The organism is Pelagibaculum spongiae, assembly GCF_003097315.1.
Lineage (GTDB): Bacteria > Pseudomonadota > Gammaproteobacteria > Enterobacterales > Pelagibaculaceae > Pelagibaculum > Pelagibaculum spongiae.
Genome location: NZ_QDDL01000002.1, coordinates 397671 through 421757, shown reverse-complemented (window position 1 = coordinate 421757; position 24087 = coordinate 397671). Strand labels below are relative to the sequence as shown.

Annotated in this window: 19 protein-coding genes; 9 read left to right on the top strand and 10 right to left on the bottom strand. The window is 43.5% G+C overall.

Annotated elements, in window-relative coordinates; translation table 11 throughout:
* Window positions 1–184: 184 nt before the first annotated feature.
* The 4 genes from DC094_RS07825 to DC094_RS07805 all read right to left on the bottom strand — a co-directional run bounded on the left by DC094_RS07825 (window position 185) and on the right by DC094_RS07805 (window position 4522).
* Window positions 185–589 carry a flagellar protein FlaG gene (locus DC094_RS07825; RefSeq protein ID WP_116686558.1) on the bottom strand — a complete coding sequence of 135 codons (405 nt, stop codon included), beginning with the start codon at window positions 587–589 and terminating at the stop codon, window positions 185–187.
* 153 nt (window positions 590–742) lie between these two features.
* Window positions 743–2806 carry a flagellin N-terminal helical domain-containing protein gene (locus tag DC094_RS22750; RefSeq protein ID WP_116686765.1) on the bottom strand — a complete coding sequence of 688 codons (2064 nt, stop codon included), beginning with the start codon at window positions 2804–2806 and terminating at the stop codon, window positions 743–745.
* Between the two features lie 410 nt (window positions 2807–3216).
* Window positions 3217–3501, bottom strand: coding sequence for an antibiotic biosynthesis monooxygenase family protein (locus DC094_RS07810; RefSeq protein WP_116686556.1), 285 nt, complete (start codon window positions 3499–3501; stop codon window positions 3217–3219).
* A gap of 169 nt (window positions 3502–3670) precedes the next feature.
* Window positions 3671–4522, bottom strand: coding sequence for a peroxiredoxin family protein (locus tag DC094_RS07805; RefSeq protein WP_116686555.1), 852 nt, complete (start codon window positions 4520–4522; stop codon window positions 3671–3673).
* Window positions 4523–4623: 101 nt separating this feature from the next.
* On the opposite strand from DC094_RS07805, the gene DC094_RS07800 reads away from it, so the two are divergent.
* The 4 genes from DC094_RS07800 to DC094_RS07780 all read left to right on the top strand — a co-directional run bounded on the left by DC094_RS07800 (window position 4624) and on the right by DC094_RS07780 (window position 9691).
* Window positions 4624–5235, top strand: coding sequence for a transglycosylase SLT domain-containing protein (locus DC094_RS07800; RefSeq protein ID WP_116686554.1), 612 nt, complete (start codon window positions 4624–4626; stop codon window positions 5233–5235).
* Window positions 5236–5552: 317 nt separating this feature from the next.
* Window positions 5553–6242, top strand: a complete 690-nt coding sequence (locus DC094_RS07795) for a hypothetical protein (protein WP_116686553.1) — start codon at window positions 5553–5555, stop codon at window positions 6240–6242.
* Window positions 6243–6430: 188 nt separating this feature from the next.
* Window positions 6431–6862 (top strand): DUF2721 domain-containing protein, encoded by a 432-nt coding sequence (locus DC094_RS07785; RefSeq protein WP_116686551.1) that lies wholly within the window; start codon window positions 6431–6433, stop codon window positions 6860–6862.
* Window positions 6863–7345: 483 nt separating this feature from the next.
* A complete protein-coding gene (locus tag DC094_RS07780) occupies window positions 7346–9691 on the top strand; it encodes an efflux RND transporter permease subunit (RefSeq protein ID WP_116686550.1) in 2346 nt (781 codons plus the stop codon).
* 275 nt (window positions 9692–9966) lie between these two features.
* Here DC094_RS07780 and DC094_RS07775 read toward each other — a convergent pair whose 3' ends face one another.
* From DC094_RS07775 to DC094_RS07765, 3 genes are all read right to left on the bottom strand, one after another.
* Complete coding sequence (locus DC094_RS07775; protein ID WP_116686549.1) at window positions 9967–10584, bottom strand: glutathione S-transferase family protein; 618 nt, start codon at window positions 10582–10584, stop codon at window positions 9967–9969.
* Between the two features lie 24 nt (window positions 10585–10608).
* Entirely contained in the window at window positions 10609–11763 is a 1155-nt protein-coding gene (locus tag DC094_RS07770) for an iron-containing alcohol dehydrogenase (protein WP_116686548.1), read from the bottom strand.
* A 154-nt stretch (window positions 11764–11917) separates the two neighbouring features.
* Window positions 11918–12604, bottom strand: coding sequence for a type 1 glutamine amidotransferase domain-containing protein (locus tag DC094_RS07765; protein ID WP_116686764.1), 687 nt, complete (start codon window positions 12602–12604; stop codon window positions 11918–11920).
* A 107-nt stretch (window positions 12605–12711) separates the two neighbouring features.
* Here DC094_RS07765 and DC094_RS07760 point away from each other — a divergent pair, with 107 nt between their 5' ends.
* Window positions 12712–13734, top strand: coding sequence for a LysR family transcriptional regulator (locus DC094_RS07760; RefSeq protein ID WP_116686547.1), 1023 nt, complete (start codon window positions 12712–12714; stop codon window positions 13732–13734).
* An 80-nt stretch (window positions 13735–13814) separates the two neighbouring features.
* On the opposite strand, the gene DC094_RS07755 is transcribed toward DC094_RS07760, so the two are convergent.
* Window positions 13815–14192, bottom strand: coding sequence for a hypothetical protein (locus DC094_RS07755; protein WP_116686546.1), 378 nt, complete (start codon window positions 14190–14192; stop codon window positions 13815–13817).
* Between the two features lie 122 nt (window positions 14193–14314).
* Window positions 14315–15013: a TIGR01621 family pseudouridine synthase gene (locus tag DC094_RS07750; RefSeq protein WP_116686545.1), complete on the bottom strand. Its 699-nt coding sequence runs from the start codon at window positions 15011–15013 to the stop codon at window positions 14315–14317.
* Between the two features lie 204 nt (window positions 15014–15217).
* Here DC094_RS07750 and DC094_RS07745 point away from each other — a divergent pair, with 204 nt between their 5' ends.
* From DC094_RS07745 to DC094_RS07730, 4 genes are all read left to right on the top strand, one after another.
* Window positions 15218–16762 (top strand): amidase, encoded by a 1545-nt coding sequence (locus DC094_RS07745; protein WP_116686544.1) that lies wholly within the window; start codon window positions 15218–15220, stop codon window positions 16760–16762.
* A 400-nt stretch (window positions 16763–17162) separates the two neighbouring features.
* Window positions 17163–18002, top strand: a complete 840-nt coding sequence (locus tag DC094_RS07740; RefSeq protein ID WP_116686543.1) for an isopenicillin N synthase family dioxygenase — start codon at window positions 17163–17165, stop codon at window positions 18000–18002.
* 145 nt (window positions 18003–18147) lie between these two features.
* Window positions 18148–18486 (top strand): hypothetical protein, encoded by a 339-nt coding sequence (locus tag DC094_RS07735; protein WP_116686542.1) that lies wholly within the window; start codon window positions 18148–18150, stop codon window positions 18484–18486.
* Between the two features lie 230 nt (window positions 18487–18716).
* Window positions 18717–20990, top strand: coding sequence for an FG-GAP-like repeat-containing protein (locus DC094_RS07730; protein ID WP_116686541.1), 2274 nt, complete (start codon window positions 18717–18719; stop codon window positions 20988–20990).
* Window positions 20991–21058: 68 nt separating this feature from the next.
* Here DC094_RS07730 and DC094_RS07725 read toward each other — a convergent pair whose 3' ends face one another.
* Window positions 21059–24010: a DEAD/DEAH box helicase gene (locus tag DC094_RS07725; RefSeq protein WP_116686540.1), complete on the bottom strand. Its 2952-nt coding sequence runs from the start codon at window positions 24008–24010 to the stop codon at window positions 21059–21061.
* Window positions 24011–24087: the final 77 nt, after the last annotated feature.

The window sequence follows — 24087 nt, the reverse complement described above, 5'->3', positions numbered from 1 at the left end:
GCTGCTCGATAAATTCGAACATTAACCGTTGGAATCAATTGCACCATGGACACCAAAAATGTTCCCGACATTTTTCGGCATTCTCACCATCCGTGGCGGTCAAGTTGCAGGTCGCCTTTAGCTCCGTGCAACCTACGGGGTGTGCGTTCAACAAACGCCGGACGAACGATAGGTCGGTTGGCAATTACCCCAAATCATTAAACACCAATCCCTTTTCGCTATCGCCGTGCTGCATATCTTTTAGCTTTTCTGCTAACTCAATCATTTCTTCAGATGGGATTTGTCGGATTAACTCACCGGTTTCTTTATCGGTCACTTTGATAATCGTGCGGCCGGTATCCTGGTGGGTTTTAAAGCTTAATGCAGGTTTTTGCTGGCTGAAATATTGATCGGCTTTTTCCACCGCCTGATCGAGGATTTTTGGATCAATTTCAGCCGGTTTTTTATCGGCGACTTCAACTTTTTTGATCGCTTCAACCGGCTCGGTTTTTTCAACAGGGGCACTTTGTGGCGTGGCAATTTTTACTGCCACTGAAGCCGTACTATGCAATGACGAAGACAGATCTGAAACACCCGCGACAGAAGCCATTTTTACACCTCAAAAAAACCAAAAAGCGTTTATGAATTTGTTCTTTTAAAACGACCAAAGCCGGAACCCTTTCGGGTCCCGGCCTGGTTGGCAGATCTGGTCTTGTTGGCGATTTAGCCCAAGGCCAAATCTGCTATTTTATAACCCGGCCGATTAACCCAGCAGTGATAAAACACTCTGAGTAGATTGGTTCGCCTGGGCCAGCATGGAAGTACCAGCCTGCTGCAGTACCTGTGTACGGCTCAAGTTGGAAGATTCCTTAGCAAAGTCAGCATCTTTAATTCGGCTGTTGGCGGCCGATAAATTTTGCTGAACGTTAGCGTTGTTATTAATGGTGCTGTTCAAACGGTTTTGCTTGGCACCGAGGTCGGCACGTGCTTCTGAGATTTTGCCCAGTGCCGCATCGATACGGTCAATCGCATCGTTTGAGCCAGATACTGAAGTCACATCAAGACCGCTTTGTACTTGGGTATCGTCACCACCTTGTTCATTTAGACCAAAAGCTTTTAACCCATCTTCAGAACCTTTGATGGTAATGTCTTCGCCTTTAGTTGAGGTGAGCTGTATTGAACCCAGCGCTGATTTTGTCTCTGCTGCCAAGTCGTCTATGCCAGCAGCAGTGCCGGTAACATTGGCATTCATTGCAGAGCCAATGTCACCATCTTTCAGGGTGATTTCTTTACCAGTATCTTGAGCAGTAAGCACAACGCTGTTGCCATCGAGTGTCGCTGTAACGCCCAGACCTTCAGTACCATTGATATCTTCAATCAACTGCTCAGCGTTGGCTTTTCTAATTGCATTGTTAGAAGCATCGGTAGCAACGGTTGAAGTTTGATAATTATTACTTAATGCGACTTCCTTGCCATTGATTTCAAATTTCTTACCATTTATATTGGTTTTGTCTTGGACTGCCGCTCCCAGATCCAGCTTTGCTTCAGAGCGGAAATCGGCTGTCACATCGGAATCAGAACTTGCAGAGTTAATTGCAGAAACTTTTGCAGCCAGAGAACCATTTACAGAGCTGCCAATAGAAGCACCATTAATGGTTAACGTTTCACCGCCAGTAACGCCGTCTTTTTTTGCAGTAAATGTATTAGCATCGACAGTTGAACCTTCCAGCTTATCTGCACCGTTCGATACGTTAAAACCAAGTGCTTGAACGTCTGCATTAGTACCACTTTTACCTGTGGTCATTTTAATGTCAGAGCCATCTTGGCTAGTTAGTGAGACATAACCGTGATTTGTTTTTTCTGTTAAACCTGAACCGGCAACACCACCACCAATTTTAATGTCGTCACCATTATCATTACTCAGAACCAGCTCACCATCATCCGACAGACTTGCCTTAACTCCAGCAACCTTTTCATTGATGTTAGTTACTAATTCTTCTTTGCTATCTGAATTAATGGTAACTTCATTATTACCACCAACTTTAATGGTTAGCCCTCGAACGACACCTGATGCATCCTTATCACCTTTTACTGTGTTATAAGCATCAGCTGTGACACCAGTTTCGGCAGACTTGGAGTTAACATCAGCAGCAACCTGTTTAGCAGTTACACCTTGGGTTGCATCGGTTCCATCCGGATTCTTTGAAATATCTGCAATTGGGCCTAAGGCAACGCCATTCAGATTGACATCACCAGCGCCAATTTCACCACCGCCAACTCGACCTGAGTTTAAATCACCCTTGGCATCGGTGTTGGTTAAGCCCAGCGCTTTAGAGCTCACATCTTTCAGCTCGATATCGATGGTTTGGCCAGAGTTTGCACCGATCTGAAAGCTCTTGGTTTGTTCGCTGTTGAGCAATTTGGCACCGTTAAATTCGGTGTTTTCAGAGATGCGGTCCAGCTCTTCGGTCATCTGATCCATTTCTTGCTGGATAAAACCGCGTTCTTCAGAGCTGTTGGAATCGTTCGCTGATTGCAGTCCGAGTTCACGCATACGCTGCAAGATGCTGGTCATTTCCTGCATCGAACCTTCAGCAGTTTGCGCTACAGAAATACCGTCGTTAGCGTTACGGTTAGCTTGCTCCAGGCCACGAACCTGTGAGTCAAACTTGGTAGAAATCGCCAGGCCAGCTGCGTCGTCTTTTGCGCTGTTAATACGCAAACCAGATGACAAACGCTCCATAGAAGTCTGCTGGGATTTTTGGGACATGTTCAACTGACGTTGTGCGTTCAGTGAGCCTACGTTGGTATTAATTACCTGTGCCATTTTTTCTTCCTCCGATGGTTCCGGAGGACCTGGCTCCGGGAAAATCACAATCACAAGTGGTTCATTCCTGTTAACGGCCAAGGGGGTAAAAGCTTTAGGATTTTTTTGAGTTTTTTTGTGAGGAAATGAAGAAAAGAAGATGATTGTTTGCCCGACATATTGTTTGTCGAACGTTTATCAAAAGCTCCGAAAGAATGAAGAAAGGTGATTGTTTGCCCGCGTAGGTTGCACGGAGCAGCCGTAGGCGCGACCTGCAACTTGACCATGGTGCAACAAACGCCAACGGTTGATATGTCCACCGTAATGCCGAGCCGATCTATTGTTTGCCGGGCGTTTATCGCCAGCCCCGAAAGTTGCAGGTCTCGCCTAGCGCTCCGTGCAATCTACGTGCCCAACAATTAAATGTGGAGTTAACGCGGTTCAAACACGGTGATTTTCTCTGGCTTTATCAATAGCGCTTCAATCAATGCCAGTTGTTCTTGCCGTTGTTTGGAGTCGGCCCAGTCTTGCCAATTTTTGCGTGATGACCATTTAGACATCACGATCCAATGGCCAGGGTCATCCATATCTTGGAATGATTCGGCAGAAAGGTAGCCGGGTTTGTTAACAATCTGCTGACGAATTTCAACGAGCTGTTGGCGCAGTGGTTCAACTAAAGTGGGATCTACCCAGCGTTCAATAATTACCCGGATCATGTTTGTACCTCTTCTTGTAAATTATTACTCGATTGATGTTGCTAGCCCGCGCGTCATTCTCGCCAGAAGCACCCGCGAGGTTAATTTGGGGCACCGGTCATTCCCGCCATCCCTATACGGGATGACGATACCCAGCAAATAACTCCGCAGTTTGCTGCAACCTACAAACCTAAGCAGCTTTTCCTGCATCCAAATGCTGCTGAAAAATTGCAATAAAGGTTTCTGGCTCGGGCCGAACGCGGTAGTTATCGGTCAGATCAGCGAAGATCACTTTGCCGGTTGCATCGGTCATTACCACCGTTGGCATTGCGGTATCGGCGCGGTGGCCCTGCAGCAGAAACACCGCTGGTGTGCCGCCTTCATCGACCAGCCCAAGCGTTTGAGCAGCTTGGTTATTGTTATCAATCAGCCAGTCGAAATCTACTTTGAATTTTTCCGACAGCACTTTGGTATGGTTAGCCGGTTGTGAGCTGATCATGGCCACTCGAATCCCCATGGATTCAAGTTGCTGATAAGCTTTGGCGACTTCTTTTATTTGCGCCATACACAACGGGCACCAGTTACCACGATAGAAAATCATCAAGCTGGGCTTATTGGCAAGCTGTAAACTGGTGACTTTATTGCCATCAGCATCGGTCAGTTCAAACCAAGGTAAGGTTTCACCAACAGAAATGACATCTGGGCGAGGGCGCATTAGCTGTGAATACCAATAAATATATAAATAACCGGATATATTTATCGCTGCAGCGGCAAAAGCTATCGTCCAGTCAGGGTAAATTGCCACCGGAATGGTTAATAATACTGAGGCGGTTTGTAGGGGTTTTAGCTGGCTATCGGTTCGAGCGCGAGGCGTGAGATAAAGCGAAAGGAAAAAACCTATCGGCAGTGCGGCGATGGCGGCAAGGGCCATTGCAGCAAAAAGACTGCTGCTGGTGTCAGCGATTTTCCAGCCTGCTAGTAATAAACCGGTAAAAGCGAGTGATATATATAAAGGAATGAATAATGTCTTGAGGTGTTTCATTGTGTTTTATTATTGTTATTGGTGAAATTGTTTTGACTCTCTCATTGATTGGCAGTTCCGGCAATCAAAAATTGTGGTGAATAGACCCCGAAGGAAACAATATGCGGCTGCGTTCTCTAATACTGGTTATCTGCGTTTTGCTGGTGACCGGTTGTGGTGGAAACTATCGACCGAGTAACCCGAATAATCTGTGTACGATTTTTGAAGAAAATGAAGACTGGTACGCCGCGGCGCTGGATAGCCAGAAAAAATGGGGTCAGCCGTTACAAATTCCGATGGCGATTATCAAGCAAGAGTCGAGCTTTCGTGGCGATGCTTTGCCACCGAAAGATTACTTGCTGGGCTTTATTCCATGGGGCCGGGTTAGCTCTGCCTATGGTTTTGCACAGGTTAAAAGTGCCGCATGGTCAGACTATCTGAAAGAAACTGGTAACTGGGGTGCCGATCGCGATGACTTTGATGATGCAATGGATTTTGTCGGCTGGTATATGAACAAAACTCACAAAATAAACGGTGTTTCAAAGTGGGACGCTTATGGTCAATACCTGAACTATCACGAAGGTTGGGGTGGCTATAAGAACAAAAGCTATCGTAAAAAACCTTGGCTGGTGAAGGTGGCCAAGAAGGTAAAAAGACAAGCCAGCACTTACGGTGCTCAGTATCGTAAATGTAAGGATGACTTGAACCAAGGCTTTTGGAACTGGTTGTTTTAATGCAGATTAGGTAAATGGCTATGCAGCTATTTTCCAGTTAGAAAATGAGACATTTTGCGGCAAATTACCACGAATAATGTGTTACGGCTCGAATCAATTGAGCCGTAGCAATATCAAACCCAAAAATAACAAACCAATCATTAGACGAATAAAAACAACTTGTTATCCGCTTTGTTTTGCTTAGCTTTCTTTGTGATCCTCCCCCCGACTTTTTTTATCCATTCGTGCCAGACTGCTTTCACTGGGGTTTCTTGTGGTGGCGATTTGTTTATGATTGGAGTTACTTGGATGAGCAATAACACGGACATCAGCAGGTTATGAAGTTGAAAAGTCTCGGGGCGATTCTTTTACTGTCGACAGCATCTTTTGCCACTACAGCACAAACATGCTGGAGCGAACGATCACTTTGTAATGACAAGCAAGTGATTGAAGCAGGTGAAGTGCTATTGGAGCAGCATAAAGCTGAGCTGGTTAATCTCATGGATAGTAATAGCCAACTGCGTAGCCGTCTTGAAAATTTAGAGAGTCGAATCGCTAATTTGACCTCACCAATCAAGGTGATTTTAGGCGAAGACCAGCCAGATGGTTCGGTTGGGTTGTCTCTGGTTCTTGAAGGTCGAATGGACTCTAATTGCCAAAGCCCCGGTGTGCTTTGCCAAAATAAAGATCGTATCAAGCCCGAATTGGTTTTTGACTGCAAAGACGGCAAAACGGATACCTTTCTTAGAAGCATGGTGGGTGATGGGTTTACGACAGAATTCATTATTGATGGTCAGCTAACGCAAGTTCAAGGTTTGGTCAGTTGGACGCATAATCGTTGGCGGAAACTAGTGGTCAGTAAGCCTCAGGAGCTACTGGTATCTACTCTGAGTGCTCGTGAGTTAAAGATTCGCATCAGTAATTCAGAGCCGGGTAAGGATTTTTCAGAGTTCCCAGCAGACATTATTTTTGATCTGCAATATTTGATTAATGAAGCGCCATTGATTAGCAACCATTGCATCAAATAGTTAACCATATTATTCAAAAAACACCTGTACAGCCTTCTTTGGCAGCACAGGTGTTACTCAAATTAAAATCGAAATTTCGTATAAAGCTGCAATCTGCGTTTTGGCAACTCAGCCTGAGTGGTTATTTGATCAAAGTCTTTATAGATAACCTCGGTTATCATTGCTGCAGAACAGACTTTTGATAAACCATGATGATTAACGTTACGACCCCCGCCTTATTATTCCCGGCTATTTCGCTGCTGTTGCTGGCGTACACCAATCGATTTTTGACGATTGCCAACTTGTTGCGCAGTTTGAAAGACAAATATACCGACACTCGCTCGGCAATGGTTCTGCAGCAAATTAAACAACTGCGTTATCGGGTTAATCTGATCCGTGGTATGCAATTGATGGGTTCATTGAGCTTTTTCTTTTGTGTGGTCACTATGCTGCTAATTTTCATTGATCAAGCGTTGCTAGGTGAGTGGGTATTTGGTTTCAGCCTAGTGCTTTTATTGCTATCTCTGGCTTTGTCGGTGATGGAAATTCATATCTCAGTTAATGCAATCAACTCAGAACTCAGTGAGCTGGAAAAAGATTTACGCAGTAAGCGAAGAAAGGTTAAAGCGTTGCAAAAGTAGAATACGTAGATTGCACGGAGCGCTAGGTGCGCTAGGTGCGCTAGGTGCGACCTGCAACTTTCGGGGCTTTCGATGAATGCCCGGCAAACAATATGTCAATTTGGTTTTGCTAAATATCAACCGCTGGTATTTATCGCACCATGGTCAAGTTGCAGGTCGCGCCTACGGCTGCTCCGTGCAACCTACGTGGGCAAACAATCATCTTCTTTTATTCATTCTTTCGAGGTTGGCGATAAATGCCCGGCAAACAATATGTCAATTTGGTTTTGCTAAATATCAACCGCTGGTATTTATCGCACCATGGTCAAGTTGCAGGTCGCGCCTACGGATGCTCCGTGCAACCGACGCTGGCAATTTACCTTATCCCTTGCACCTAAAACACTTCTCCCTAATAATGCCGGTTAATGCACGTGCATTAATTTTCGTTTATGCCCGCTGCAAAACAACACAACCACAATAAAAATAACAATAAGAGCAATAGATATGTTGGAGTCTTTTATATCCACGGTGCTGCGCTGGCGCTATAGCGTGCTTGGCCTGTGCATGGTGCTGTTTGCCGCAACTTTAGGGGGTTTTCCACTGACTCCAAACGCCGATTACCGGATGTTCTTTTCTAGTGAAAATCCAGAGATGCAGGCGTTTGAGCATTTGCAGCAGACCTATACCAAGAGTGACACCCTGCTGTTTGTCATTTCTCCCAAAGATGATCAGGTCTTCAGCAAACCTACCTTGAGTATTATTCATCAGCTGACAGATGCTGCATGGCAAATTCCTTACTCACTGCGTGTCGATTCGATTACCAACTATCAACATACCGAGGCATTGGAAGATGACCTTAATGTGGCGAGTTTGGTTGACGACCCGGCAGTACTTACCGATGCAGACCTGCAGAAAATAAAAAATATCGCAACCAATGAGCCGTTGCTGGTCAAGCGATTGATTAATCCGCAGGGATCAATTACTGCCATTTTGGTTACGGTTCAGCTACCGGAGAAAGATAAATTCGGGACGCAGCCAGAAGTGGTGAAAGCGAGTCGGGCATTACGAGACCAGTTTATTGCCAAATACCCGGATGTTGAGTTCCGGCTGACAGGCAAGATTATGAACAATAATGCTTTTAAAGAAGCCACCATGTGGGATCTCAAGCATTTGGTTCCGGTTGCGTTTGCCGTGGCTGTTTTGTGTATTGCGGTTTATATGTTTATTGCTTCGGGTGCCAGCTGGATCACCATGATCAGCGGTACTTTAGGTAGTTTGGCGATTATTTTTGTTTCGATCGGCATGGCAATGGGAATGGCTGGCTGGATGGGTTTGTACCTAACACCGCCGCTGGCCAATGCGCCGACCATGATTTTGACCTTGGCGGTGGCCGACAGTATTCACATATTGGTGGCATTTTTTCAGCAGCTGCGAAATGGTAAAGATCGTAGGGCAGCCATGGCTGAAAGTTTGCGGATTAACTTCTCGCCAGTATTTATTACCAGTATCACAACAGTGATTGGTTTTTTATCGCTGAATTTCTCTGATACACCGCCATTCCACGACCTTGGAAACACAGTAGCGATTGGTGTGACCGTCGCATGGTTGATGTCGATTACCCTGCTGCCGGCATTAATGATGATTCTACCGATTCGAGTCAGTGGCCGCGATGAACAAGCTAGTCATTCCATGGAAGTATTTGCCGATTGGGTGATTGCCCATAGCAAAAAGCTGCTGCCATTAAGTCTAGTGCTGATTATTGCAACGGTGGCATTTATGCCTGCCAACAAGCTTTATGATAATTGGGCTGAGTATTTTGATGAATCATTGCTGATTCGACAGGTGAATGATTACACCAAAGCGAATTTAACCGGTTTGGCAACTATCGAGTACTCGCTCAGTTCAGGTGAATCAGGCGGCATTAGCAACCCGGAATTTTTAGCCACGGTTGATGCTTTTACCGATTGGTATCGTAGTCAGTCTGAAGTGGTTCATGTTCAAACAATTACTGATACTTTTAAGCAGTTAAACCAGAATATGCATGCTGGGCAGCCTGAATATTATCAATTGCCTGAGCAGCGAGATTTAGCCGCTCAGTACTTGTTAATGTATGAAATGTCACTGCCATTTGGCCTGGATTTAAACAATCAAATAGACATTGATAAATCATCCATTCGCTTAACTGCGACCTTGAAGAATTTGCCTACTTCTGAATTGTTAGGTCTGCAAGAACGAGCCAAAAGCTGGTTAAATGAAAATGCACCAAAAACTATGTATCACGAAGGTTCAAGCTCCGATGTGATGTTTGCTCACATCAGTTACAACAATATGTATTCGATGTTGGAAGGGGCTTTTCTGGCGATGCTGGTGATTAGTGCCATTTTGGCAGTGGCTTTAAAATCAGCCAAGTTTGGTTTGATTAGTTTGCTACCAAATATGCTACCGATAGCAGTTGGTTTTGGCTTGTGGGGCATGTTATTTGGTCAAGTTGGTTTAGGATTGTCGATGGTAACCGGTGTCACCATGGGAATTGTGGTCGATTATACGGTGCACTTTTTGAGCAAGTTCTTACGAGCACAAAGAGAGCAAGGGCTGGATACTGCCGATGCAATTCGTTATGCATTTAAGACAGTGGGCGTGGCGTTGTTTGTCACAACGATTATTCTAGTTGCCAATTTTGGTGTGCTTGCATTCTCGGTATTTGGTATGAATTCAGATGCCGGTATTCTTACTGCAGCGACTATTTTAATTGCCTTGTTCATTGACTTTATCTTCTTGCCACCGCTGTTGCTGATGTTGATTCGGTCGAAAGCTGAAATCAGCCAACCGGAATTGGCTAAGGCGGCGTAAATTTGTAGCGGTTTGTGTAGGTTTGATGAGTGTTAACGAAATCAGACATCTGGCAGTACATTCCAAAAATGTCTGATTGCGCCGAAGGCTTATCAAACCTACATCCTAAAGATATTTTTCAGGCAAAAAAAAACCGATGCTGAGCTACCTGGCCGGGTAGTCAGTATCGGTTCACGACGGGTTTACACTTATTGCTTTTTTTATACCAGATCTATTCCTTTAGCTCTGGCTATGCTCAGTAACAATCACTAGTGATTGTTTATATCTATTTATACCTAGTGTTCAGCTTCTATTTGTTCAGCCTTGATGGCTGCTGGTCGCAGTTTCAATCGAGCTAAGTAATCTTGAAGCACTGGGTAGTCTGCTAATAATCCCATGGATGATGCAATTTCAAAAATAAATGAAATTAATACATCAGCACCGGTAAATTGTTGTCCGGTTAGCCATGGTTGTTGCTGTAAATGATCGCTTAAATAGCTAAGAATTTTTTCTAATTCCATCGCAACGTAGCCATTTAAAAATTCAGACTGAGAAGCATCTTTCTTTAAAAAATAATCCATTAATAATGGAAATGCTGCTGAGCTCTCTGCAAAATGCAACCATTGTAAGTAATGGGCATATTCCTTAGAGTTCTTGGCTGGAGCGAAAACTTCTTTTGCGTCAAATTTTTCGATTAAATATTCTATGATCGCACCTGATTCAGCCAGAACCAGATCGTTATTTTCAATAACCGGCGATTTGCCTAATGGGTGGATCGCTTTTAATTCCACTGGCGCTAAAAATGTTTTTGCATCTCGCTGATAAGCTTTAATTTGATATTCAACACCTAACTCTTCTAGCATCCAGATAATGCGTTTTGAGCGAGATTGATTCAAATGGTGCAAAGTAAGCATTTTTATCTCCCAATAGGCACTTAGTTATAAAGCGTTTAACAAAATCTTTTGAGTGCGATCTAAGGTTACTTGGCCTCTTTCACCAAGTTGCATCATATTGTGCTTTTCTAACTGGCCGAGAATTTCAGGAATATCATGTTTGCCGATTTGATAGTCTGACAAACGTGTTTTAATCTGCATCAATTCAAAAAAATCACGAGTTTTTTCAATGGCTAGTGCAATTTTTGAAGCGTCGTCACCGGAATCAATATTCCAGACATTCGTTGCGTATTGCAGCAACTTAGCATGCTTTTCTTCGGTCATTTCTTGCAATAGTGGTGGCAATATAATCGCAAGGCTGACGGCATGATCAACGCCGTGTAGCGCAGTCAGCTCATGGCCAATCATATGGGTTGCCCAGTCTTGTGGCACGCCACTACTGATTAGCCCGTTTAGTGCCAAAGTGGCACTCCACATAATATTACTGCGTACCGTAATATCATTCGGATTAGCCAGCGCTTTCGGCCCTTCGCTAATTAAGGTTTTCAGCAAACTTTCAGAAAATCCATCTTGTATCGGTGCATTAACCGGGTAGGTTAAATACTGTTCAATCACATGAACAAATGCATCAACAACACCATTGCTTACCTGGCGCTGCGGCAAGGTCAAGGTGGTGGTTGGATCAAGTACTGCAAAGCGCGGGAAAACTAATGGGCTGAAAAAACCTAACTTTTCATGGGTTTCATAGCGAGTAACTACGCTATTGCCATTACTTTCTGAGCCAGTTGCCGGCAGGGTTAAAACACAGCCTAAAGGTAGTGCTTGTTTAACCTGATTCGGCTTAGTCATGATATTCCAAGCATCACCCTCGTAGACTGATGCAGCTGCAATAAACTTAGCGCCATCAACCACCGAGCCACCGCCGACAGCTAATATGAAATCGATATTTTCTCTCTGAACTAGAGAAGTTGCTTCCATTAACGTGACAAAAGAAGGATTTACTTCTATTCCAGAAAATTCAAAAAACTCAAACTGTTCTAATGATTTTCTAACCTGATCATAAACACCATTTTTGTGAATGCTACCGCCGCCATAAGCAAACAAAACACGGCTCCCCTGGGGGATGTTGTCTGCAACAGAGGCGATTTGTCCTTCACCGAACAAAATACGTGTTGGATTATAAAATTGAAAATTATTCATCTATACCCAAAAAACTACAGCCCAGAAATTACGGTTAGGCGAAGCAGGTAATTGTATTTGAAATTACAAATTAACCTGAATTTACCGATCATTTCCACTAGGAAATTTTAAAAATATAGCGATCAGTATGTTAGATTCATTTTACTTGATGAATTTAAACAACTTCTCCACGTACGGCATCCATTAATACTGATGCAGTTACATCGGAAGAAGCAGGGTTTTGCCCGCTAATTATTCCTGCAGCGACTTCTACATATGGCGTCCAGTCATCCGCTTTAAAATAACTAGCACCTAATTCAATTAAGCGGTCTTCAATTGAAAAAGGAACAACCGAAGTTAAATCAACAGCAGCTTCTTCAGAATTGCTGAATCCAGTCAGTCGCTTACCTGATACTAGGGGATGGTCGCCATCCATGGCCTGACATAAAACAGCTGCCGCATGACAAACAACACCAATTGGTTTTTTCTGCTGATAAAAATATTCTATTAATCGTGCTGTTTCTGGGTTATCCGCCAAATCCCACAGTGGCCCATGACCGCCAGGGAAAAATACAGCATCGAATGCATCTGGCACGATTAAAGATAATTTTCGAGTATTGGAAAGCATGGTTCTGGCATCAATATCTTTTTCAAATCTGCGAGTTGCGTCAGTTTGAAGATCTTCTGATACGCTTTTTGGATCAACCGGTGGTTGACCACCAGCAGGGCTGGCCAGAACAACTTCGACGCCAGCATCAATAAATTGATAATAAGGGGCGGCAAACTCTTCCAACCAAAAACCGGTCTTTTTTCCAGTGTTTCCTAACTGGCCATGAGAGGTCATGATCATCAGAATTTTCATGCGGCAACCTTTTTGTTGTTGAATCACTTAACAGGTGTGCAGCATAAAGGGCTTTCGATTATTCGCCCAATGCATTAGCATCATTCGCCAGATGATTAGGAGTCATTATGCATCCTCTGGCTACTACAGATTTAAACTTACTTGTTGCTCTACAAGCACTACTTAAGACTCATAATGTCACCAAAGCTGCGGTTGAATTGGGGATTACCCAATCGGCGATGAGCCGAACCTTGCAACGATTGCGCGCGACTTTTAACGACCCGCTTTTTGTGCGTACTCGCGAAGGCCTAAAGCCGACAGCTAGGGCAGAAGCATTAGTTGGAGAGTTGGGGCAAACACTTGATAGTGTGGGGCAATTGTTGGCATCTCCCACCTTTGATCCAAGTACTGCCCGCGGTTCATTTCGAGTGCTGACCAATGACTTTGGTTCTCAGGTTTTTATGCCAAATATCATGTCGGAGCTCAGCCGAGAAGCACCAGGGATGAATTTTGAGATTGTCTCACGTCGTAGTGACATGATGGATCAATTGCAACAAGGTCAAGTTGATTTGATTCTTGCAACATTAGACCAACAGATACCCGCAGAAATATATGCTCGAACTTTAGGTGAAGATCGCTTTGTCTGTGTGATGCGTTACAACCATCCACTGGCAAGCAAAAAATTAACATTAAATGAATATTGCGATGCACGACATATTTTAATTACTACAGGAAATGATCGTCGTGGCCACATAGATTTACAGTTGGCCAAGCAAGGGCTAAAACGCAACATTGTATTGCGATTGCCGCATTTTACCGCTGCACCTTCAATTGCTGCCAATAGTGATTTAATCGTAACCATGCCACGTGGCTTAGCATTACGACAAGCACAAACACTCGGATTAAAACTGGTTGAACCGCCAGTTAACCATGAGCCTTTCGCTTATCATTTAGTGTGGCACAGTCGTCAGCACCACAATCCGGCACATAAATGGCTACGGGATTTAATGAGCAATTCAATTCGTAAAACACTGCAAGAAGCCCCAGAACCGATAGATCCATTACGTGGTTGGGTAGATTTATTTAAACCAGAAATTAATTTTTTTCCAGAAGAAGTGCCAGAAAATATAGTTGAAGAATTACAAGGCTAAATTGTTAAGTTCTCAAGCACTTTAATATTATGGCTATATATTAAAGTGCTTGAGTATTAGTCGTATTTAATAATAAATTTTTAACTGCGACCTAAGCCATAACGCGCTTTTAGCGATCGATTGATAAAAACAAAACAAGATAAGAAACAGAATAAAGCAACGCCAACCAGGATCATTGCCGCTCGCTGCCATGGCGAACCAAAAGATATGCGTTCGTTAACGATATAGGCAGTAGTTAGCAACCAGTCGAAAGAAATTAGTAACAGCATCAGTTGAATGAATCGGGCGGCTAGCCAATGTCGAATCAACAGCATTAACGGGCAAGCTAGCAGCAATGCTGACATCCAGAGTGTTCCGCTGCGTAAAAAGTGTGCCGCAATAATTACAAAGTTCAAAACCACTGGCAGAAATAGCCACAGGGCTCGCTTTGATGTCGTTGTAGTATCTAGTTGAGACATGGTGATGTTTCCGTTGCTCTTAGTCAGGCAATCGTTGTTAAGTTGCGAGTGGCTTTATAATCGTTATCGCTAGTCTAGGAATCAATCAAAGATTTCCCATCACCTGATTAGAAACAATTTCTTTAAAAAATCCGGGCGTTAGCTTCGGCTAACTGCTCTTGCCAGCTATCAATTTTCTGAATTGAAGTTTCGGTTGAGAACTTTTGGCCAGCTAGTGGTCGACAGAAAAATTGCCATGGCTGACTGGCAAATTCAAATTGCAGCATCCAGGCATGTAAATATCCCCGATCTGTTGGTGTTGTGGGTGCTGATTGCTCGGTTTGTGGATAGTAGCGGTTGTCGCCCAGAATTGGTGCGCCGATGCTTTTCATCATCACCCGAAGTTGATGCGTTTTGCCAGTTTCCGGTTTCAGCAGATATAGCCGAGTGCCTTCGTCTATCGAGCTACTTTCAAAACGGGTAATTGCCGGGTTGTCTTGAGCGCGTAATAGCTTGTAATCACCACGACGACCCGCCGCCATGTCTCCTTTTACCAGTCCTTGTTTTTTCTTGGGCTTTTTATCAGAAATTGCTAGATAACATTTTTTAACTGTGCGCTCTGCAAAGCCTTTTGAAAGTGCGGCAGCAGCAGTTTTATTGCGGGCAAATAAAACGAGGCCAGAGGTCATTCGGTCTAACCGGTGTACTGGAAGCAAGGCTTCGTTAGTGAGTTGATTTACCAATTGGCACATGCCTGATACATCACCATCTTGATGGAATGACAGGTTGTGAGGCTTGTGAAATAGATAGAAATCGTCATGCTGAAAAATAAGCTGTGGCATATCTGGAAAAACTCTAATATTGAATGCTGCCAAGTATAACGATTTGAGTCTGGGCAGTCTCATGTCCTACGGGTTTTATAAATTTGATGCACATATGGGCAGTAAAAATAAAATGAGTATTTTTTAACAAATCGGTCAATTCAATCGATGCGTTTTGCGGCATAATCTGTCTCAGTTTCCAAAAATAATTCTAAGGAACCCACTATGACTGGCTTTGCAGAATATACCGAGTATGACGCTATCGGTCTTGCACAATTGATTGCCAAAAAGCAGATCACTGCAGCAGAATTGTTGAATGAAGCACGCGCTCGTGCTGCTCAGGTTAATCCGAAAATTAATGCCATTATTCGTGACTTGCCGGAGTTTGCTAGCCAGTCGTTAAATGCATTGCCGCAAACTAATCAAAGTAGTGTTTTTAGTGGCGTTCCTTTTCTGTTGAAAGATCTGTTGGCTCAACTGAAAGGCACCCCGATTACCAATGGTAGTAATGCATTAAAAAACTTTCAAAGTAGCCATAGCTCAGATCTAGTTAAGCGCTGGCAACAGGCTGGACTGATTATTTTCGGCAAAACCAATACCCCAGAAATGGGTTTGATGGGGATTACTGAGCCAAAGGCTTTTGGTGCTTGTCGTAATCCGTGGGATTTGTCATTAACCCCAGGTGGTTCTAGCGGCGGTTCTGCAGCGGCAGTTGCCAGTGGTATTTTACCGATGGCGTCGGGTGGTGATGGCGGTGGCTCGATTCGCATTCCTGCCAGTTGTTGTGGTTTATTTGGTTTTAAGCCGGGTCGAGGCTTGATTCCAACTGGTCCAGATTTTCGTCAAATCTGGGAGGGCGCAGCGGTCGAGCATGTGCTGACACGCTCGGTTCGAGATAGCGCAGCGATGTTAGATATTTCTGCTGCTAGCTGCGCTGGCGATGGTTGGCCTACTGCAATACGGCCTGATAGCTGGCGGGCAGCAATGGGAACGCCGCCAAAGCAGTTAAAGATAGGCTTTTCCGTTACATCGCCGATTGGCAGCCCGGTGGCTAAAGATTGTATTGATGCAGTGGAGCACACTGCAAAGTTGTTGCAAGCCCTCGGCCATCATGTCGAGTTAGTTGAGCCAGATATTAATGGTGATTTAATTCGTAATGGTTATTTGACGATGTATATGGGGCAAATGGCAGCAGAAGTGCGCAGATTAAGCCAGCAATTTAATTTGCCTGCCTCGCAGCTCGATTTAGAACCTACTACCAGAGCCCTAGCACGATTAGGTGAAACGGTAACTGCTGGTGAATATGTCACGGCAATTAATGGTTGGAATTTGTTGGGCCGAAAAATGGGCCAATTCCATCAAGAATATGATCTGTTATTAACCCCTACTTTGGGTGATGCTCCACAGCCGGTAGGCAGTTTATATCCGTCAAAGGCCGAAGAACTCTCGATGAAATTATTGGCAATTCCCGGTATTCCACGACTAGCAATTAAAGCTGGATTGCTAGAGCAGATGTCTTATGACGCGCTGAGCAAAGCACCTTTTACCCAGCTCTCTAATTTGACTGGTGCGCCAGCGATGTCAGTGCCTTTATATTGGAATCAAAATAATACGCCGATCGGTGTGCAATTGATGGCCGCTGTAAATAACGAAGGGTTGTTATTTAGTGTGGCGCATCAGCTAGAGCAGGCACAGCCTTGGTTTGATCAGGTTTCTCCGCTGTTTCAATCACATCAGTGTGCGCAGGTTCAGCAGTCGGTGGCGAGTTAATACTGAACCGTTTGGTTGAATTTTGATCAGTTGAAGTAAAGCCGATCTAGCTGTGTAAATACAGATAGTTAACCTGTCAGTGATCTTTTGCTGACAGGGCTATCCCCGAGTTATCCACAGCTTTGCTTGATAAGTCCTATGATCAATAATTGTCCTTATAAAGCATGCGCTAGTCCGTTGGTCAAAGACTTGCTTGTTAAGTGCTAGAGATCAAAACATCTCTTTGCTAGATTGGCTAAATCCCGCGTTGTTTTAGGTAAGCAAGCAGGGTTAGTGTAAATTAGCTGCTATCGAGTATTTTCAGTATTCGGCATTAGCTTTGTAACAGCAGAAAGCGCGTTTTTCTGCTGATTAGAATATTTTCACTAGACAATAATTAAATTTAGAAAGAGACATTGTTATGCAACTTAAAGCTGTAGATTTCACCTCAAAGAATGCTGAAAAAAATTTTGTTGAATCATTGAGAAATACGGGTTTTGGAGTACTAAAAAATCATCCGATTTCACAAGAGATAGTTGATGCGATTTACCAAAATTGGCAAGCATTTTTTGACAGTACTGCCAAGCATGATTTTGTGTATAACAAAGGCACTCAGGATGGTTTTTTTCCTGCAGAAGTTTCTGAAACGGCTAAAGGGCAGAGCGTTAAAGACATCAAGGAATACTTCCATTACTACGGCTGGGGCCAGTGCCCAGAGCATTTACGCCAGCAATTAGATACTTATTATCAGCAAACTTCTGCATTTGCTGCGACCTTACTTGGTTGGATCGAAAAACATTCTCCTGCGGAAGTTGCCAATTTATATGACGAGCCTTTGTCGGGAATGATTAAAGACAGTGATCAAATTTTGCTGCGAGTGTTACATTATCCACCGCTGATAGGTGATGAAGATGCCAGTGCTATTCGAGCAGCGGCCCATGAAGATATCAACCTGATTACCATTTTGCCTGCAGCAAACGAACCCGGCTTACAGGTAAAGAACAAAGAAGGTGGCTGGTTAGATGTACCCTGCGATTTTGGCAATTTAATTGTGAATATTGGCGACATGCTGCAAGAAGCATCTGGCGGTTATTTCCCTTCTACAACCCACAGAGTGATTAACCCGCAAGGTGCCAACCATAATCGCTCTAGAATTTCGTTACCGTTATTTTTGCATCCTCGTCCAGCGGTCAAGCTATCTGATCGGTATACCGCCGATGCTTATTTGAAAGAACGGCTACGAGAGTTGGGTGTAATTTAATTTCAGTTCCTTATGAATTTTGATTAACACGAATCAAAACGGTCAGCTTCAAGCTGGCCGTTTTTGTGTTTGATCACTTGAAGATGCTGCATCTGAAATTACTTTGGCTATATTGCTATTAACTTCAATTCAACAGACATTAACTATGCATGGAAGCAAGTTGACTGACATGGCGCTAGCCTGTTTGATTATGTTCTCACTAACAATCAACCTTGGATTGTCGTTCAGTGTTCACGCCCAAGCTGCTCCCGAGGCTTTGAGTCAGGCATATCCGGGTGATGCTAGCGCAGAAAACGATCAAGCGATTCTAGAACAAACTGCCCAAACTTTGAGAGAAAAGCAGAAAAATCAAGGTGTAGTTCAAAAGAAGAATGGGCCAATAACTGGTGGTGGCGTGATAGGTAATGTTTTGTTGTTTTTTATTTTAATGCTAACTGTGATGGTGTTTATAAAATTAATCAGTAATAAAAGAAAAAATCATTAATTTAGCAAGTTAAGCTTATTGTTTCTTAATGATAGTTTTTTATCTAAAATCTCTTGCATCTGAAGCAAGGCTAAACTGCCGTTAAATGTTCTTTGCGCACAGACTAAAAAAACAATTAATATTCAATGTGGCTAATAGCACAAATACAAAATCTAATGCCATCTTCCTGGATAAACTGAGCTAGCTTATCTATCAAGGCTCAAAATTTAACAATATTTCAGGAAATCGGTATGTTTCAGTTTTTTTCAAAAAACATCAGTACTACCAAGTTGTTAGTGCTGCTTTTAGCTGCAGCATCAACCCATAGCTATGCAATATCAGTTACTGCAGATCAAGTTATAGTCTTTGAAGATACGCCCGCAATTCTAGACGTGTTAGAGAATGATGTGCCACAAGCTGGCTCATCACTGATAACAGCAACTCTCTCTATTTTAGATGCACCGGGTAGTGGCTACGCTGCTATCGAGAATGGGAAGATCGTTTACCAAGCGAATCAAAATTTTAATGGCAATGATACGCTGACCTATCAAATTTCAGACTCAAGCGGGAATACTGGTAATGGTACAGTTCAGGTTACTGTAAATGCCGTCGATGACCCGGTTATTTTGACGGAATCATTGCCAGTATTCATTACACAGCAAAATGTTGAAGCAAGCTATATCCTTGCGGCAAATGATGCTGATGGAGAAAACCCGAGACCACTAATATTCCAAGCGATAGATGGTTTTTCTACTTCTTCAGTGTCTGGTTATGAGTTGACATTTACCAACAATTCAGTGGGTCGACATAGAGGAAATGTATTATTTCTGGACGGCTCTTTAGGGATTGGTAGGAATTATCCATTTTATGTAGATAGTCATGGCGCAGTAGCAGATCGAATTGCTATCCAAACTGTTCCAGCCTATGCAGCAAGCGGCCAACCTGTTCGCTTAAGTTATCAATATCCGCAAAGTGAATTGTACGGATCTACTAGCGTGACTACCCAGCAATTACAAATTACGCTTAAAGGTGATTTTAGTATCACTAGTATTGCAGGTGGTTGTCTCCCCGTTCTTCCTGATCACATTTGGCAACAGTCTGGTCAAGTAACTATTCGCTGTACGCCTGCCGAGACGCTTGGTTCAGATCCGGTAACGATCACAATAACACCTGCTTCAACGGGTCCGATTGAAAGCTCTCTGGTGATCCCAAATGTTTCAGGAGAAGCGCTTTCTAGTAACAATCAAAACCAAAAAATAATTCATGTGATTGCGGCTGCAGCACAGACTGCTTCGCAACAAATTACCCGAACAGCGGCATCGAGTATTGCTAGTGCGGATGCCGATGGGGATGGTGACCTAGATATTCTTGTGGCACCTGAAGGTTTCGGGCAAGCAACTTGGTATATCAATAATGGGCAGGGCATTTTGACGCAGGGAGAACCTCTGGCTGGCTATCAAAAAACTCAAAAAATTGTTGTTGGCGATCTGAATAATGATGATATTGCTGAAATATTATTGGTTGCTGATGATGGTGCTGTTCAACAATATCAGCGACAGAATAATCGCTATATTTTGCAAAGCTCAATTGCAGAGTGGGGCGTCGGGGTCGCAATATCGAATACGATTCGAAATGCTCAATTGGCTGATTTAAATAATGACAATTATCCTGAATTAGTAACCGCTGCAGGTTTTTTTGCTCGAGGGGTTATTTTCGAAAATCAGAACGGTGTATTGCAAGCAGCCTCATCGACCATAACTTCTCAACTAGATAGTTATTCAGTCGCCTTAGCTGATTTTAATAATGACAATCAAATTGACGCTGTTTTCCCACGTCGTTTTGATACGCCAGAAGTGTTGTTTAATAATGGAAATAGCAATGCTTTAACATCTTTGGCAGCAGAGCCTTTGACATTAAATGCATCGGGAATTGACCAGTTTGCAATTGCTGCAAATCTGAATGGTGATATTTATTCAGATCTAATTATTACAAGTGCCACTACTGATCCGATTCATGGGCTAGATTCTGATTCTGCTGATATTCATCAGTCTGGCCGCATTAATCTATTTACTAATGTCGGTGCTAACCCTTGGTTGGCCGCAACACCGAGTTTGATGATTGAAACTCAACCAATCACCGGTATTGAAATAGCAGATTTTGATACCGATACTGACAGCGATATAATCATTTCAACAACCGAAGATATGGCGTTTGTATTTACTAATAATTCTGGTTCTTTAGCATTTAGTGATTTCGCTTTTTTATTACCTGAAAAAAGCAAGTTCACCGTTGCAGATATCAATGCTGATGGGTATCCCGATATTATCGCAGCATCAACAGAAGCTGACGGTTTGTCTAGTTTTATCAATCCACAAGGAACACCGTTGCCTCTAAATCCTGATGAAAACACGCAGGTTGACGCACATACCAGTTCAGGTGGAGGAAATATGATGTTGCTATTTATTTTTATTTTTGGAGTCTTTGTTTGGTTTAAAATTTACCAACAGCGTTCACAGAAAGATTGATATTTTTAAAATAAGTTGGTTAAAAAGGCTTCTGTAGCAATACTGAAGCCTTTTTAATTGGATCTAATTTAAGCAAGTAAGTCTTGGATGGTTTGTTGATCAAGGCTGCCTGCCAAGCCTTTAGCGGCTAATTCACCGCCGGCCAGTACGCCTTCTGCCAGTTGCTGCTTTTGTTGTTGAAGTGCAACAATCCGTTCTTCTACTGTACCTTCGGTAATCAACTTATAAACAAACACCGGTTTGTCTTGGCCAATTCGATAGGCTCGGTCGGTGGCTTGTGCTTCTGCCGCTGGGTTCCACCATGGATCGTAATGAATTACCGTATCAGCGGCAATTAGGTTTAATCCTGTACCACCGGCTTTTAGGCTGATCAAGAATACTTCTGCTTCACCATTTTGGAATTTATCTACTTGGCCCTGTCGGTCACGGGTGGCACCGGTTAGTTTACACATGCGAATTTTGCGTGCTTCTAGTGCTTGTTCGATTAAATCAAGCATTGATGTGAACTGGGAAAACAGTAGAACTTTGCGTCCCTCCGCTAGCATTTCATCCAGCATTTCTAATAGCATGGTCATCTTGGCAGATTGGCTGGTAGTGACTGCAGCATTTTTTAATAATCTAGGGTCGCAGCAAACTTGGCGCAGTTTCATTAAGGCATCTAACACTTGAATTTTACTACGGCCTAAGCCAAGGCTTTGTAGCAATTCGCCTACTTGCTTTTCGGTACTGGCGCGTAATGCCGAATAGAGTTTCTGCTGTTCTGGCTCTAAAGGAACCGAGCGCAATATTTCTGTTTTTGGTGGAAGCTCTGTTGCTACCTGTTGCTTGGTACGACGCAGCATAAAAGGTGCAATTCGTTTAGTCAGAGCGTTGAATCGAACTTGATCGGCGGCTTTCTCGATCGGTTGACGATACAACTGATCAAACTGTGTTCTGGAATATAAAAAGCCAGGCATTAAGAAGTCGAATAAACTCCATAATTCACCTAAATGGTTTTCCATTGGAGTGCCGGTCAAACAAAGTTTATTTTTAATTCCTAATGATTTAATCGCTCGTGTCATTTGAGCGTCAGGGTTTCTAATGTTCTGTGCTTCATCAAGAATTAGCCAGCTAAATTGCTCTGCTGAGAAGCTATCGATATCGCGAGTAAGGGTGGCGTAGGTGGTGACAATGATTTGTTGAGATTTTAATTTTTGTCGTTGTTTTTCACGATTCGCGCCATGCCAGACTAACACTGATAAATCAGGACTAAATTTTTCAGCTTCTCGCTTCCAGTTTTGTAACAAACTGGCGGGTGCAACAATTAATGCAGGTTGCTTTAATCGTTTAGCCCAATGTTCTATGAGTAAGTGTGATAGGGTTTGTAAGGTTTTACCTAAGCCCATATCGTCAGCCAAAATAGCGCAAAACCCATTTTGTCGGATAAACTGTAGCCAGTTTAAACCTTGCTGCTGATAATCACGTAAATCTGCTAATAAACCTTTAGGTTTTTTGGTCGGCTGGATTTTTGTAAAATCTTTCAATTTGTTTGCTAAATCAAACATTGAATGATTTTCAGGTAAATCAATTGCCAGGTTATTTTGCTGCGCCAGATTTTGTAAATCGGCGAGTCGGCCCGCATCACGGGAATCCATCGAAAGCCGGTTGGTGGTCGAGTAGTCGCCATTTCGACTGTACAGCTCGACTAGCGTTGCGGCTAACGGCTCAACCATATCCAGTGCAATTTCTGCCAGATTGCCTTGCCCCATATCCAGCACAAGTGGTTGGCCGTTGACTTCTTCATTTTCAATCCATGACTGAATCGCTGGCAATAAATCTTGTTGTTGTCCATCTAACTCTGCAATTAATGCTAAATCAAAAGTGTTCGGAGCAGCGTCATCACCATCGAATAACTGAAATTGAATCCGGTCGATTTTCTTGCGCGATGCTTGCTGCTTAGAAAATAAGCGAGAATATTTTTCAGCTAATTGTGATTGCAGCATTTTTTCTAATGCTGGCTGATGGCTAGCTGGAACTGGCGGTAAATTAGTTAATAGCGCAATTAAATCACCTTCCAATTGTTCTGCTTCAGCTGAACCGGGTGCTGAGATCATTTCTCCGCAGGTTAAATTTTGCTGGTCGATATAAATCGGTGGTTCAGTCGGCAACACAAAACTAGCAGGTTTGTGCTCAGGAACTAGCGCGACTTTTCCCTGGGGGTTGGTTTGCCATGCCAGCTTGCCGATAATTGAGCCGCCTTGCTGTAAGCAGGGATTGAGCGGGTTTTCCAAATGTAACCGCTGGCTTAATAACATCAGCCGAATCAGCTCGCGGCCTTGATGGCCTGCGATGGTCATATTCTTATCGAGTAATAATGCACAGCGGGCAATTCGATAATCTAATGGCGTTGCCATATGGTTGGGTCGAGCAATAATCGAGCTTAAATCGAATGGACGTGGCTTGCCGAAGCCACCTGCTTTCATTCTTTTGGCGCTATAACATTTAAATTCTAGGCTGCGTCCGTTTCGGTCTCGCTGCTGGTGCAAGATATAAACAATTGATTCTGCGGTTCTGGGCTGGTTATCTAGCCCGCCATCTGGCTTACGTTGTTGAAGATTTTGCTTCCATAGCGCTACCCAATCAGGTTCGACTTCGCTCGGCCTAGCCTTAAGCTGCATGGTCGGTGCAGGCTTTTCTACGATGGCAGTTTCTGGTGTTGATGGCTCGGCTGCTGAGCTAGTCACTGGTGCTGGTTTGCTATCACCGGAAAAAGCGAGAATGGCCGCCACAATGTGCAGGCATTTAACCTCTATTGGGCAACTGCACTCTGCTTCAAAATGCCAGCCGTCTGGAACCTTGATAAAACGGATATCCTGTTCAAAAGTTTGTCCCTTCTCGACCACTTCCGACAGCATAAGCTGTTCTTCATCATCCCACTCATCTAGTTGAATTGTTAGATTAGGGGCTTCACGGCGAGCGTGATCTAACCGGGGCTTACCGGCGTAGCGAGTGAGGTCGGAATCAAGTATTGAAGGCTTCATAAACAGGTAATTGACTGGCTAAAGCAAAGGCAGCAGAGTAGCAGAAATCAATGAGATCGTCGTGGGTCTGTTTTATC

Bases quoted from the DNA above. Each gene is read 5' to 3' on its own strand.
- DC094_RS07825 (WP_116686558.1), bottom strand. From the start codon at position 589: ATGGCTTCTGTCGCGGGTGTTTCAGATCTGTCTTCGTCATTGCATAGT.
- DC094_RS22750 (WP_116686765.1), bottom strand. From the start codon at position 2,806: ATGGCACAGGTAATTAATACCAACGTAGGCTCACTGAACGCACAACGT.
- DC094_RS07810 (WP_116686556.1), bottom strand. From the start codon at position 3,501: ATGATCCGGGTAATTATTGAACGCTGGGTAGATCCCACTTTAGTTGAA.
- DC094_RS07805 (WP_116686555.1), bottom strand. From the start codon at position 4,522: ATGAAACACCTCAAGACATTATTCATTCCTTTATATATATCACTCGCT.
- DC094_RS07800 (WP_116686554.1), top strand. From the start codon at position 4,624: ATGCGGCTGCGTTCTCTAATACTGGTTATCTGCGTTTTGCTGGTGACC.
- DC094_RS07795 (WP_116686553.1), top strand. From the start codon at position 5,553: ATGAAGTTGAAAAGTCTCGGGGCGATTCTTTTACTGTCGACAGCATCT.
- DC094_RS07785 (WP_116686551.1), top strand. From the start codon at position 6,431: ATGATGATTAACGTTACGACCCCCGCCTTATTATTCCCGGCTATTTCG.
- DC094_RS07780 (WP_116686550.1), top strand. From the start codon at position 7,346: ATGTTGGAGTCTTTTATATCCACGGTGCTGCGCTGGCGCTATAGCGTG.
- DC094_RS07775 (WP_116686549.1), bottom strand. From the start codon at position 10,584: ATGCTTACTTTGCACCATTTGAATCAATCTCGCTCAAAACGCATTATC.
- DC094_RS07770 (WP_116686548.1), bottom strand. From the start codon at position 11,763: ATGAATAATTTTCAATTTTATAATCCAACACGTATTTTGTTCGGTGAA.
- DC094_RS07765 (WP_116686764.1), bottom strand. From the start codon at position 12,604: ATGAAAATTCTGATGATCATGACCTCTCATGGCCAGTTAGGAAACACT.
- DC094_RS07760 (WP_116686547.1), top strand. From the start codon at position 12,712: ATGCATCCTCTGGCTACTACAGATTTAAACTTACTTGTTGCTCTACAA.
- DC094_RS07755 (WP_116686546.1), bottom strand. From the start codon at position 14,192: ATGTCTCAACTAGATACTACAACGACATCAAAGCGAGCCCTGTGGCTA.
- DC094_RS07750 (WP_116686545.1), bottom strand. From the start codon at position 15,013: ATGCCACAGCTTATTTTTCAGCATGACGATTTCTATCTATTTCACAAG.
- DC094_RS07745 (WP_116686544.1), top strand. From the start codon at position 15,218: ATGACTGGCTTTGCAGAATATACCGAGTATGACGCTATCGGTCTTGCA.
- DC094_RS07740 (WP_116686543.1), top strand. From the start codon at position 17,163: ATGCAACTTAAAGCTGTAGATTTCACCTCAAAGAATGCTGAAAAAAAT.
- DC094_RS07735 (WP_116686542.1), top strand. From the start codon at position 18,148: ATGCATGGAAGCAAGTTGACTGACATGGCGCTAGCCTGTTTGATTATG.
- DC094_RS07730 (WP_116686541.1), top strand. From the start codon at position 18,717: ATGTTTCAGTTTTTTTCAAAAAACATCAGTACTACCAAGTTGTTAGTG.
- DC094_RS07725 (WP_116686540.1), bottom strand. From the start codon at position 24,010: ATGAAGCCTTCAATACTTGATTCCGACCTCACTCGCTACGCCGGTAAG.